Origin of the sequence: Citrobacter sp. JGM124, assembly GCF_018257795.1 — a bacterium.
GTDB lineage: Bacteria > Pseudomonadota > Gammaproteobacteria > Enterobacterales > Enterobacteriaceae > JGM124.
Map to the genome: position 1 here is coordinate 1 of NZ_JAERJD010000013.1, position 11,954 is coordinate 11,954.

The 11,954-nt window shown below is 47.6% G+C and carries 11 protein-coding genes; 2 read left to right on the top strand and 9 right to left on the bottom strand.

Annotated features, from left to right (window positions below; all coding sequences use genetic code 11):
• Nucleotides 1-294: 294 nt before the first annotated feature.
• The 4 genes from hemG to pepQ are packed head-to-tail and all read right to left on the bottom strand — an operon-like array spanning nt 295 to nt 4,290.
• A complete protein-coding gene (gene hemG / locus JK154_RS16075) occupies nt 295-837 on the bottom strand; it encodes a menaquinone-dependent protoporphyrinogen IX dehydrogenase (RefSeq protein ID WP_211993580.1) in 543 nt (180 codons plus the stop codon).
• Nucleotides 838-848: 11 nt separating this feature from the next.
• A complete protein-coding gene (gene trkH, locus JK154_RS16080; RefSeq protein ID WP_211993581.1) occupies nt 849-2,300 on the bottom strand; it encodes a Trk system potassium transporter TrkH in 1,452 nt (483 codons plus the stop codon).
• A gap of 50 nt (nt 2,301-2,350) precedes the next feature.
• Complete coding sequence (locus tag JK154_RS16085) at nt 2,351-2,959, bottom strand: IMPACT family protein (protein WP_211993582.1); 609 nt, start codon at nt 2,957-2,959, stop codon at nt 2,351-2,353.
• Nucleotides 2,959-4,290: a Xaa-Pro dipeptidase gene (gene pepQ, locus JK154_RS16090; RefSeq protein ID WP_211993583.1), complete on the bottom strand. Its 1,332-nt coding sequence runs from the start codon at nt 4,288-4,290 to the stop codon at nt 2,959-2,961. The genes JK154_RS16085 and pepQ overlap by 1 nt, the downstream gene beginning before the upstream one ends.
• A 703-nt stretch (nt 4,291-4,993) precedes the next feature.
• On the opposite strand from pepQ, the gene fadA reads away from it, so the two are divergent.
• The gene (gene fadA, locus JK154_RS16095; RefSeq protein ID WP_211993712.1) at nt 4,994-6,160 is read left to right on the top strand and encodes an acetyl-CoA C-acyltransferase FadA; all 1,167 of its coding nucleotides are present in this window, start codon (nt 4,994-4,996) and stop codon (nt 6,158-6,160) included.
• A 78-nt stretch (nt 6,161-6,238) separates the two neighbouring features.
• On the opposite strand, the gene fre is transcribed toward fadA, so the two are convergent.
• Both fre and ubiD read right to left on the bottom strand, forming a co-directional pair.
• On the bottom strand, nt 6,239-6,940 hold the full coding sequence (gene fre, locus JK154_RS16100; protein ID WP_211993584.1) for an NAD(P)H-flavin reductase: 702 nt from the start codon (nt 6,938-6,940) through the stop codon (nt 6,239-6,241).
• Between the two features lie 47 nt (nt 6,941-6,987).
• A complete protein-coding gene (gene ubiD / locus JK154_RS16105; RefSeq protein WP_211993715.1) occupies nt 6,988-8,481 on the bottom strand; it encodes a 4-hydroxy-3-polyprenylbenzoate decarboxylase in 1,494 nt (497 codons plus the stop codon).
• A gap of 180 nt (nt 8,482-8,661) precedes the next feature.
• Between ubiD and rfaH the strand changes: the two genes are divergently transcribed.
• A complete protein-coding gene (rfaH, locus tag JK154_RS16110; protein WP_211993585.1) occupies nt 8,662-9,150 on the top strand; it encodes a transcription/translation regulatory transformer protein RfaH in 489 nt (162 codons plus the stop codon).
• 65 nt (nt 9,151-9,215) lie between these two features.
• On the opposite strand, the gene hemB is transcribed toward rfaH, so the two are convergent.
• The 3 genes from hemB to tatC form a co-directional block, all read right to left on the bottom strand.
• A complete protein-coding gene (gene hemB, locus JK154_RS16115) occupies nt 9,216-10,241 on the bottom strand; it encodes a porphobilinogen synthase (RefSeq protein WP_211993586.1) in 1,026 nt (341 codons plus the stop codon).
• A 15-nt stretch (nt 10,242-10,256) separates the two neighbouring features.
• On the bottom strand, nt 10,257-11,039 hold the full coding sequence (tatD, locus tag JK154_RS16120; RefSeq protein WP_211993587.1) for a 3'-5' ssDNA/RNA exonuclease TatD: 783 nt from the start codon (nt 11,037-11,039) through the stop codon (nt 10,257-10,259).
• Nucleotides 11,040-11,189: 150 nt separating this feature from the next.
• Nucleotides 11,190-11,954 carry a Sec-independent protein translocase subunit TatC gene (gene tatC, locus JK154_RS16125; protein ID WP_211993588.1) on the bottom strand — a complete coding sequence of 255 codons (765 nt, stop codon included), beginning with the start codon at nt 11,952-11,954 and terminating at the stop codon, nt 11,190-11,192.

The following is an 11,954-nucleotide window of genomic DNA, read 5'->3' on the forward strand; positions in this document are numbered from 1 at the left end:
AAGGTACTGTAGATATCAATCCTGCGAGTGCCCACACAGATTGTCTGATAAATTGTTAAAGAGCAGTGCGACTGTGCTTTTCAGCTTGCTGTCGCGAGGTGGCGTATATTACGCTTTCCTCTTTCAGAGTCAACCCCTAACTTCAGGATTTTTAACTCTTATCGTTCACGTTAATTTGTGAAGTGATTCACATGTTCCGTGTCGATGGAGGCGCATTATAGGGAGTTATTCTCAGCTGACAACCCCTATTTTAAAATAATTTACCGAGTGGGTTCTTTTTCAACAATATGCTCATTAAGCCCGCACATTACGGGTTAATTTGGCTATTTCAGCCGCAAACTGTGAGACTTGCTGCCAGTCGGTATAAACCACCTCTTTACTGGTGTCTGTTTCGCCATCTGTCATTTTCATAATTAGGCGAATCATTAACTTGTCCAGCCAGCCATAACGCGGATAACGCAGAGCACCAGCGAAAACAGCACAGTAACTTGGATGCCACGGGGAGTTTTCCAGAAACTTACGCGTATAGGCGTTGGTCTCCGGCGTACTCTTCTCCGGCTTGCGTGCGACCAGGTTTACAGAGAAAAAGGCACTGGGTACCTTATTAAGCTGCTGCTGATACTTTGCAATAAATTGATTTACTGAACGGTTAAAATGGCCGTAATGAATAGAAGCACCGATCACAACCAGGTCATACTCCCCCCAGGGAATATCATCACACCCATGCAGATTGAGAACATCACTTTCCCGGCCCAATGCTTGCAGCTCAGTACCGAGACGGGTTGCTATCTCACGAGTTTGACCTTCACGGGTCGAATACAGAATTAAGGTTTTCACATATGCTCCCTTTATTCTCGCCAGAATGTTGGCGTGAATAGCACTAATAAAGTAAAGACTTCAAGGCGTCCAAATAGCATGTTCACAATCAGGATCCATTTTGCCGTCGAATTCATACTGGCAAAGTTATCCGCTACTACGCCAAGGCCAGGACCAAGGTTATTCAGCGTAGCAACCACTGAAGCAAATGCCGAAAAATTATCTATGCCCGTGGCAATAATCGCCAGCATGCTAACGATAAACACAAGTGCATAGGCGGAAAAAAAGCCCCATACAGCTTCAATAATACGTTCTGGCAATGCCCTGTTACCCAGCTTAATGCTGTAGACCGCATTTGGGTGAACCAGTCTTTTCAATTCACGGTTTCCCTGTTTGAATAACAACAGGATACGAATAACTTTTAAGCCTCCCCCCGTTGAACCGGCACAGCCACCAATAAAAGCTGAACAGAGCAACAGCATTGGCAAAAAGAGCGGCCAGCGCGAGAAGCTATCGGTAGTAAAGCCGGCGGTGGTTGCCATCGACACAACCTGGAAGAAGGCCTGATTAATTGTTTGCACTGCCAGTTGATAAGTATTGTGAAACCACAAAACCAGAGTACAGACCGCAACCAGTGTCAGCTGCACCGTGATGAACATCCGGAATTCGGGGTCACGCCAATACACCTTCAGGCTGCGACCACTGAGTAAAGAGAAGTGCAAACCATAATTACAGCCAGAAATGAGCAGAAAGATGGCAATGATAGTGTTAATTGTCGGGCTATCAAAATAGCCTACGCTGGCATCATGGGTAGAAAACCCACCTATCGAAATCGTCGCAAAACTGTGCCCAATAGCATCAAATGCCGACATACCCGCAAACCACAGTGCCAGTGCACAGGCGATGGTGAGCAAGACATAGATAAACCAGAGTGTTTTTGCTGTTTCGGCTATTCGTGGGCGCATCTTATTATCTTTCAGGGGCCCGGGCATTTCTGCGCGATAAAGCTGCATCCCCCCGACACCTAATATAGGAAGAATTGCCACCGCCAGTACGATGATCCCCATCCCCCCGAACCACTGAAGCATCTGGCGATAAAACAAAATCGCGTGGGGTAAAGTGTCAAGCCCCACTAGGGTTGTCGCTCCCGTGGTGGTTAAACCGGAAAACGATTCAAAAAAAGCATCGGTAATCGTCAGATTAGGTCGTTCAGCAAAAATAAAAGGCAACGCACCGACGCTACCCAGCACCGTCCAGAACAATACAACGATCAGGAAGCCTTCCCGGGGTTTTAGCTCGCTTTTACTGCGTCTGTTAGGCCACCAGAGAAAAGTACCGATAATAATAGCGACCAGGAAGGTCTGCGTAAAAGCACGGCCGGCCCCATCACGGTAAATGAGCGCCACTAAGCCAGGTAATATCATGGTGCCAGAAAAGAGGATAATGAGCAGGCCGACAATTCGGGTTATGGCACGAAAATGCATTTTTCAGCCGCGTCCTTAAACATGAGTAAATATAAGAAGAGATATGATGATCATCGCGGCGATAATCGCAGTGAACCGCGGCTCAGGTCGCCAAGTTTAGCATTGAAGATTGCCAGCTGAGTCTGCGGTAATGCAACCTTCAGCATAATCATTGCCTGGAAATCGCTTTCGACGATAAGCCCCCCCGCCTGTTTTAACAATGCTTCGATACCAGTCAGCTGAGAGTAGTCACACTGCAAAGTATATTCAGTTAACGCGACTTTGCGCTCCGTCGGTAATTGACTAAGCGCCTGTTGTACCCCACCACCGTAGGCTCTTACCAGGCCACCCGTACCCAGTTTAACACCGCCATAATAACGTATTACCACGGCGGTTATTTCGCCAATGCCACTGCCCTGCAATTGAGCCAGGATCGGTTTTCCGGCTGTACCGGCGGGCTCTCCATCATCCGAAAAGCCCAGCATTTGAGAGTCATTCGGAATACCTGCCACCCAAGCCCAGCAATAATGCCGGGCATCAGGATAGTCGATTCTTGTTTGTTCAAGAAACGCTTTACACGCTGAAATCCCATCTGTATGGGCCAGTCGCGTGATAAAGCGGCTCTTCTTTATCTCCTCGCTAAACGTGACAGGTCCAGCAGGTATCAGCCAGCTTTCCATTATGCAAGCTTCAGGTCACGTGTCATATTTTCGACCCCATGGGCATGGATAATCACATTATCTTCAATACGAATACCACCGAAAGGTTTCATGGCATCAATACGCTGCCAGTCAAAGTGCTGACGGTATTGGCCTTCACGCCATGGGGCTAATAACGATTCAATAAAGTACATACCAGGCTCAATGGTCAATACCATCTGTGGCTCAAGAATACGTGTGCAACGCAGGTAAGGATATGCCTCCGGTGCGGCAAGATGCGTTCCACTGTCATCCTGCATAAAACCACCCACATCATGTACCTGTAAGCCCAGCATGTGACCGATACCATGAGGCATGAAAGGACTGGTGATACCTGTTTCGACCATGGCCTCTTCACTGATACCCGTCACTAAATGATGACGGCTCAATAATTTAGCGATGCGCTGATGGAACTGAAAATGGTATTCAGTGTAACGAACACCGGCTTTCATTGTGTCTATCAGTGCCAACTGTTCAGCATTCATGTCTTTGATTAACTGAGCATAGTCACTACCGTCCTGCATGGCCCAGGTTCGAGTCAGGTCGGCGGCATAACCATGATACTCAGCACCAGCATCCAGTAAGAAACTGCGTATTTTGGCAGGTGGCTGATTGTCCAGACGGGTGTAATGCAGAACGGCAGCATGCTCATTGAGCGCCACAATATTGCCGTAAGGTACATCAGTATCACGATGCCCTGTCGCGGTAAGATAAGCCATATTAATATCGAACTCGCTCATCCCCGACAAAAAAGCTTCATGAGCAGCACGATGGCCTGTCACCGCAGTTTTTTGAGCCGCACGCATACAGGAGAGCTCATAATCCGTTTTAAAAGCACGATAATAATGCAAAAAATCGATAGTCGCTTTTGGATTAATATTGCTGGCGCGAATACCCAGTTGTGATGCACGTTCAGGCACCGGACCAATATAACCAACGTTGCTACGATCGGCAGGTAATAAACGATCAATGCCCTCTGCTTTAGGTAAAGCAACAACCTCAATTTCTTCAGTCCAGAAGGCTGTAGGCAAAGGCTCAACACAATTCCAGTAATCAACCGGAAGATAGAACCACAGCTTTGGCTTATTCACACCATCCACCAGTAACCAGCAATTAGGAACCTGCGTAACGGGTACCCAAGCTTTAAATTGCGGATTGACTTTAAAGGGGTAAGGATGGTCATCAAGAAACACATTAATCAACTCCCCTGAATGAATCAGCAGAGCATCAAGATCAGAACGCGCAAGCGCATCGCGGGTTCGTTGTTGTAAGGTTTCAATATGATGGTGATAAAGCGTAGCCAGCGATTCCATAATTTACCTTTCTATTCTGTGAACTGAACATATTGCATATTAACACACCGCGCCAGACACCGAGTTATTTCCACTACCTGTGACCTGGCCAGCAATTATTTAAAGATGAAATTGCATTTTATTAACACAAGACACACACTACATTTACCTGGTATGACCAGTAATTATGACTGGCTTCAGGAGACTGACAGTTGCTGTTAAGGTGGAGTATTACATCTCGACTGGCTAAAGAAAGGATTGCAGTACTGGTATTGGATGCCTCAGGAATAGTGAATATATTACATACGGATCCCCTTAACCGCTTTAGTGACGAACCAACGATACTTGGCAATCAGTCATCCTTTAATGGAGGGTCATCGTGTTCAGCTAAGTCTGCTTTTGTTGTTGACGTCGATATTAGTACGCTCTTCTCACCTTTCCCGTTTCCAACCCCGCAACCTACCATCTGGTGGCATACCACCAGCAGGCTTTCTGATCGTCCCGAAGCGTTATTCGTACCAATTTTTTTAGTGATAAGACACCATTCATTCCCCGGGTGGTGAATGTGTGTCTGGCTGGTCAATGGATCTGATTTATCTTCTGGTTACCCAGAACAGATGTAAATCATAGCCCTGGCCAATAAACCTTATTACCTTACCCACCAGTTGAACCTATTCACCTGGCTATGACTTAAAAAGTATCTCAGGAATATCAAGGAATGATGATGGAGAAAGTGGTTATTGTTGATGCTATTCGTACCCCTATGGGGCGATCTAAAGATGGAGTATTCCGTCATATTCAGGCTGAAGACCTGTCCGCTCATCTTATGCGCGCCCTGCTCACCCGTAATCAGTCGCTCCCTGCCGCCGAGGTGGATAATATTTATTGGGGCTGTGTTCAGCAAACGCTTGAGCAAGACTTTAATATTGCTCGCGATGCGGCACTGTTAGCAGATATTCCCCATACGGTTCCCGCTGTCACTGTTAATAGACTTTGTGGGTCATCAATGCAAGCCCTGCACAATGCCGCCAGAATCATTCAGACAGGTGGTGCCCATGCCTGCCTGGTCGGTGGAGTAGAGCATATGGGGCATATCCCCATGAACCAAGGTGCTGGCTTTCCTCCAGGGCTCAACCGTGAAATAGCGAAGTCTACTGGGATGATGGGCTTAACCGCAGAAATGCTGGCTTACATGCACAAAATCAGCCGTGAGATGCAGGATCAGTTTGCGGTCCGCTCCCATCAGTGTGCCTGGACCGCGACACAAACAGGCCGCTTCGCCAATGAAATTATTTCCACCCAGGGACATGATGCCAGTGGGGCTCTGACGATGGTCAGTTTTGACGAGGTCATTCGCCCACACACCACAATAGAAGAACTTGCAGAATTAAAACCCACCTTTGATCCACGAAATGGAACCGTGACAGCTGGAAACACCTCCGCCCTGGCTGATGGGGCTTCAGCAATGCTGGTGATGAGCGAACATCGGGCGAAATCGCTGGCGCTGCCAGTCCGGGCCTATATTCGTTCCATGGCTGTAGCTGGGTGCAGCCCGTCAGCCATGGGATATGGTCCGGTACCTGCCTCACAACAAGCATTGAAAAAAGCGGGGCTGACAATACAGGATATTGGATTGTTTGAAATGAATGAGGCCTTTTCAGCACAAATTCTGCCTTGTATTAAAGACCTTGGGTTGATGGAACAAATAGATGAACGAATCAACTTGAATGGCGGTGCTATTGCACTGGGTCATCCGTCAGGCTGTTCAGGCACACGGATCACGACGACCTTGCTAAACCTGATGGAGTACCGTGACACACAGTTTGGTCTCGCCACTATGTGCATCGGTTTGGGTCAGGGAATCGCCACGCTGCTGGAGCGCGCAGTATAACCTACATCAGTGAAGCGGCACCGGAGTGTTAACAGGACGTTTAACACTCCGGAGGAACATATAACAGGCAACCCCATGTCAGATAAAAGCAAACGCATCGCTAAACATGTGATCAGCCTGAGCGCCGTGTTCACCGCAGAAGAGATCACGAGCAATTTTTGCCATTTCAAAACGACCGGCAATATAAATGTCATACCCGGCCAGGGTGTCGTAGTCCTGCAATACTGCCGTTAATACCGTACCCGTCCGCCCAGTCCAGCCAGCTTCCGGTTGTTCAACAACACCTTCAATACGCAGATTCTTGTGCTTTAATGCCAGTTCATTCAGTTCTGAAATATCATAGAGGTGTTTGTCTTCCCGTCCTCCCCAGTAAATCGCGATTTCACGATCTGGATTACGCTCAAGTGCCGTCAGCAAAATCGAGCGAACATAAGAAAACCCGGTACCACCAGCAATCAAAATCAGCGGGCGATCAGCATCGTTACGCAGCCAGGCTTCACCATGTGGGAGGTCAACAACAACTTCTTTCGTTGTCAGAATACGATCCATCACAGCCATGGCATAAAGGTTAATTTCAGAAGCACCAATATGCAGTTCAATAAACTCGCTTTCACTTGGAGTCGATGCGATTGAGAACGGACGTTTGTCCCGCTCATCCATCACTACCATCAAGTACTGCCCGGCTTTAAATGAAAAAGCCGATTCTGGCAGTAAGCGGACACGGTAAACCGTATCCGTTATCGCTTCTACTGAGGTCACTTTACAGCTTAAGGTTGTCATGCGCTCCCTCTATCGGGTCAATAATACTAAGGTGTAAAGGGTATCTCTCAGCTGCCTTTACGGTTCTCGAATATAGCCAGTTCATCCCAAATTGCATCTATATGCGCACAAACCTGAGGGTCTTTCTGAATAGGACGCCCCCATTCGCGCTGAGTCTCACCTGGCCATTTATTGGTGGCATCCATTCCCATTTTTGAGCCTAACCCGGAAACCGGTGAGGCAAAATCCAGATAATCAATGGGAGTGTTATCAATCAATACTGTGTCACGGGATGGATCCATACGTGTGGTTATTGCCCAGATAACATCGTTCCAGTCCCGTGCATTGATATCGTCATCGCAGACAATAACAAACTTGGTGTACATGAATTGACGCAGGAACGACCACACGCCCATCATGACGCGTTTTGCATGGCCCGCGTACTGCTTTTTGATAGTAACAACAGCCAGACGATAAGAACAACCTTCTGGTGGAAGATAAAAGTCGATAATTTCCGGAAATTGCTTCTGTAATATAGGTACGAGCACTTCATTCAGTGCAACACCCAGAACAGCAGGCTCATCCGGCGGACGACCGGTATAAGTAGAGTGATAAATCGCATCACTCCGCTGAGTTATATGTGTGACAGTGAATACCGGGAAATTATCTATCTCATTATAGTAACCCGTATGGTCACCATAAGGCCCCTCTGGGGCCAGTTCACCCGGTTCAATGTAACCTTCGAGAATGATTTCAGCACTGGCCGGAACTTCCAAATCATTGGAAATACACTTCACCACTTCCGTTTTCGTTCCGCGTAACAGCCCGGCAAACGCATATTCAGACAGGGTGTCGGGAACGGGTGTTACCGCACCAAGAATCGTCGCAGGGTCAGCTCCTAATGCAACAGAGACCGGAAAACGCTCCCCAGGGTTTGCGGCACACCATTCCTGGAAATCCAGTGCTCCTCCCCGGTGGGATAGCCAGCGCATAATCAGTTTGTTCTTACCAATCAGCTGCTGACGGTATATGCCAAGATTCTGTCTCTCTTTATGAGGGCCTCGAGTAACCGTTAATCCCCAAGTAATTAGCGGGGCAGCATCATCAGGCCAGCAGGTCATAATCGGTAAGCGGGTTAAATCGACTTCATTCCCTTCAAAGATACGCTCCTGACAAGGCGCGCCACGCAAACGCTTAGTCGGCATATTGAGCACTTGTTTAAACTGGGGAAGCTTATCGAACAAGTCCCGGAACCCTTTCGGGGGCTCTGGCTCCTTCAAAAATGCCAGTAGCTTACCGACTTCCCGTAATGCTGAGACGTCCTCCTGCCCCATCCCCATGGCGACGCGTTTTGGCGTGCCAAACAGGTTACACAGCACAGGCATCTCAAAACCTTTAGGATTTTCAAATAGCAACGCAGGCCCGTTCGCACGTAAAGTACGATCAGCAATTTCAGTCATTTCCAGATGTGGATCGACGGGTAATTTGATACGTTTTAGCTCGCCTTGTTGCTCAAGCAATTCCAGGAAGTCACGTAGATCGTCGTATTTCATGTGATTTATTAAGATAGGGATGTTACTGCTATTATACGGACTTACTTCATTGGCACCATGCTGTATTTTTGTCAAATTAGCATCAATACTCCCCGACAGGTGGCTAAAAAGTGCCATTTATTGAGGGGATACCCCATGAGATACGGTGTATTATTCGTCTGATGGCATGGTGAATCAAAAAGAGAATTTATGAAATCCTGGTATCTTTTGTACTGTAAACGTGGCCAGCTACTACGCGCCAAAGAACATCTTGAACGGCAGACGGTCACATGCCTCACGCCCTTTATATCCATTGAAAAAGTCGTGCAGGGCAAAAGATCCGTGGTCAGTGAACCCTTGTTCCCTAATTACATGTTCGTTGCCTTTGATCCCGAATCGATTCATACCACCACCATAAATGCGACACGGGGTGTCAGCCACTTTGTTCGATTTGGTACACAACCGGCAACAGTTCCAGAAGCCGTTATTGAAGAATTGATGCAGGCAGAACACGATACGATCATTGATCCAGAAACGCCCTGTCCAGGGGATACCGTCATGATCACAGAAGGGTCATTTGAAGGAATACAGGCTATTTTTGCTGAAACGGATGGTGAGACACGCTCTATGTTATTGCTTAATCTGTTAAACAAACAAATTAAACAAAGTATAAAAAATACTGATTTTCGTAAGTTATGATCAAAAAAGCCCGGGTACTAACAGATGCCCCGGGCTTATCGCTTAATTAACAGCTTACTGCACTATCAACGCTGTTGCATATGCTCTTCATGCAGCCACTGGGCAACGCGCTTTGAGAAATAAGTTAATACCCCATCCGCCCCGGCGCGTTTAAAACACAGTAACGATTCCATAATGGATTCTTTTTCTGCCAGCCAGCCATTCTGAATCGCAGCCATATGCATGGCATACTCACCAGAGACCTGATAGGCAAAAGTGGGAACGCCAAATGTATTTTTAACCTGACGTACAACATCCAAATAAGGCATGCCAGGTTTAACCATTACCATGTCAGCCCCTTCCTGAAGATCCTGCGCGACCTCTTGCAGAGCCTCATCGCCATTGGCCGGGTCCATTTGATAGTTCTTTTTATTGCCGCCTTTCAAGTTACCGGCAGAACCAATTGCGTCACGGAATGGACCGTAATAGCAGGAAGCATATTTTGCCGCATAAGACATAATTTGGGTATTGACCAAACCTTCGGCTTCCAGCTGCTGGCGAATAGCACCAATACGCCCGTCCATCATATCGCTTGGCGCGAGAATTTCGGCCCCGGCTTCAGCGTGTGACAGAGCCTGGCGAACCAGAATATCCCGCGTGACATCATTAATGACATAGCCTGTCTCATCAATAATACCATCCTGCCCGTGAGTGGTATAAGGATCGAGAGCGACATCCGTTAACAGGCCTAACTCAGGCACTGCGTCTTTAAGTGCCCGTACAGCACGTTGCACCAGGCCATTCGGGTTATAAGCTTCTTCCGCATGGAGTGATTTGCCATCAGCTTCAATCACCGGAAACAAAGACAGTACCGGAATACCTAATTTTGCCACGGCTTCCGCTTCTTTAATGAGTAAATCCAGGGTTAAGCGATAAACCCCCGGCATCGAAGCAATTTCCTGCTTTCGATTATGTCCTTCCATGACAAACACCGGATAGATAAGATCATTAACCGTCAGCTGGTTTTCCGCCACCAGGCGACGACTAAAATCATGACGGCGTACCCGGCGCATGCGGCGGCCGGGGAAAGTACCGGGAAATGCGTAACTCATTTAACTCTCTCCTGGTTAAAAGCCCAGTCTGAATAAACGACGGGCATTATCTTCTGTTACCTGCGCAAGCCAGGCGGGGTCTTCCCCACGCCATTCAGCAACGCGATTCACAATGTGAGGCAGGTAGCAGGGTTCGTTGCGATGGGATGACGGTTTAGGGTCAAGATCCCTGGGCAACAAAAACGGCGCATCTGTTTCCAGTAATAGTTGATCGGCGGGGATAAGTGGTAATAACTCACGCAGTTCTAAACCACGGCGTTCATCACATACCCAACCCGTAATCCCGACGAATAAACCTCGGTGCAAGTAATCATGTAATTCAGATGCCGTACCGGTAAAACAGTGCACCACAACCCCCGGTAACCATTCAAGCCAAGGGTCGAGCAAAGCAAGGAAGCGGTCATGGGCATCACGACAGTGTAAAAAAACCGGCATCATCATCTCGGTCGCCAGCGCCAGCTGTTCCGTGAATGCGCGTTCCTGGTCTGCGGGAGTCGAAAAGTTACGATTGAAATCAAGCCCACATTCGCCAATGGCTACAACTTGTGGGGCATTTGCCATCTGACGAATGGCCTCAGCAGTAGTTTCATTCCAGCTACTGGCTTCATGGGGATGGATGCCCGCTGTCGCCCAACAATGCTCAAACTCCTGGGCCAGAGCCAGGGATTGAGCACTATCTTCAAGACTGGTTCCGGTTAATATCATGCCGTTAACACCCGCTCCATGAGCACGGGCAATGACTTCTGCATAATCTTGAGTAAATTGGGAATTGGTAAGATTGATACCGATATCAAACATGACATTCTCCAAACGACAACTGTTCCATTGAATAGTCTCGGTCTGTTGACAACGTATTGAATAATAAGATTTTTCAACACAAGAAAAATAGCCAGCGAGGGGCTGACCGTTGATCCTCCCCTCCAGCTCTATTTAACCGTAATAGTCAGGTTATTTTGCGCTCTCTTCAGAGCTGTCTTCGTCCGCGTCAGCCCGTCCCTTACCGACATAAAAACGTGAGAACAGAATACCAACCTCAAACAGGCAATACATCGGGATAGCCAGTAGCGTTTGTGAAAATACATCAGGTGGGGTCAGTAACATTCCAACAACGAACGCCCCGACCAACATATATGGACGTTTTTGTTTCAGTGACTCCGGGGTTGTCACACCCATCCAGCATAACAGGATAATGGCGATAGGGACTTCAAAAGCGACACCAAACGCCATAAAAAGCGTCATTACAAAATCAAGATACTTGGCGATATCAGTAGAAACGACGACCCCAATTGGCGCTGTTTTCGTTAAGAAACCAAAGGCCAGAGGAAACACCACAAAATAGGCAAAAGCGATCCCGATATAGAACAAAAAGGTACTTGAAAAAAGCAAAGGCATTAATAGCTTACGTTCATGCCGATACAGTGCCGGGGCGACAAAAGCCCAAACTTGATAGAGAATAACAGGCGCAGCCAAAAATACGGATACATATATGGTTAACTTGATTGGCGTAAAGAACGGTGACGCGACATCCGTGGCTATCATTGTCGAACCGAGAGGCATTTGCTCAATCAGCGGGGCTGCCACTAACTGATAGATATCATTGGCAAAGTAAACCAGTGCCAAAAAAACCACCAGTACCGCGATGATACTGTTTAACAGACGTTTACGCAGCTCTATCAGATGACTGATGAGCGGCTGAGTTTCTTCTACGGCCAT

What these genes read in the sequence shown, in the direction of transcription:
- fadA (WP_211993712.1), top strand. Translation starts at nt 4,994, where the DNA reads ATGGAGAAAGTGGTTATTGTTGATGCTATTCGTACCCCTATGGGGCGA.
- rfaH (WP_211993585.1), top strand. Translation starts at nt 8,662, where the DNA reads ATGAAATCCTGGTATCTTTTGTACTGTAAACGTGGCCAGCTACTACGC.
- pepQ (WP_211993583.1), bottom strand. Translation starts at nt 4,290, where the DNA reads ATGGAATCGCTGGCTACGCTTTATCACCATCATATTGAAACCTTACAA.
- tatD (WP_211993587.1), bottom strand. Translation starts at nt 11,039, where the DNA reads ATGTTTGATATCGGTATCAATCTTACCAATTCCCAATTTACTCAAGAT.
- trkH (WP_211993581.1), bottom strand. Translation starts at nt 2,300, where the DNA reads ATGCATTTTCGTGCCATAACCCGAATTGTCGGCCTGCTCATTATCCTC.
- JK154_RS16085 (WP_211993582.1), bottom strand. Translation starts at nt 2,959, where the DNA reads ATGGAAAGCTGGCTGATACCTGCTGGACCTGTCACGTTTAGCGAGGAG.
- hemB (WP_211993586.1), bottom strand. Translation starts at nt 10,241, where the DNA reads ATGAGTTACGCATTTCCCGGTACTTTCCCCGGCCGCCGCATGCGCCGG.
- fre (WP_211993584.1), bottom strand. Translation starts at nt 6,940, where the DNA reads ATGACAACCTTAAGCTGTAAAGTGACCTCAGTAGAAGCGATAACGGAT.
- tatC (WP_211993588.1), bottom strand. Translation starts at nt 11,954, where the DNA reads ATGGCCGTAGAAGAAACTCAGCCGCTCATCAGTCATCTGATAGAGCTG.